The sequence below is a fragment of the Vogesella mureinivorans genome, from assembly GCF_007644035.1.
Taxonomy (GTDB): Bacteria; Pseudomonadota; Gammaproteobacteria; order Burkholderiales; family Chromobacteriaceae; genus Vogesella; species Vogesella mureinivorans.
Map to the genome: position 1 here is coordinate 1 of NZ_VMTV02000695.1, position 335 is coordinate 335.

Sequence of the window (335 nt, forward strand, 5' to 3'; positions counted from 1 at the left end):
GATCCGCTTGTTGGTGTAGAGCCAGCGGAATTGTTTGGCGTAGTAAGCACCCTCGACCGACTGTTGGAACGCCTCCGCCGGTATGGTCGGGTATTCGCGCTTCATGTCGTCGCCGAGCGTCTTTTCTTTGGCGTAATACCAGGCCTTTTGGCGCTCGTTGACGACAACGCCGTGCTTTGCCTCCATCTCAGCAAAGTATTCAACTAAGCGCTGAGGTAGCGGCTCTACCGGGTCAATTGCGTACTGCGGATTCTTCCACCATGAGAAGAAGAAAAACTTCCAGTCGAGCGCGGACAGTGGCTTGCCCTGCAGCAGGGCTTTCTCTGCCGTCTGGC

1 protein-coding gene is annotated in these 335 nt (G+C 56.1%); it reads right to left on the reverse strand.

The window, feature by feature from the left end; genetic code table 11:
• A partial coding sequence (locus FLQ44_RS17785; protein WP_206208958.1) for a hypothetical protein occupies window positions 1–335 on the reverse strand: 335 nt, incomplete at both ends.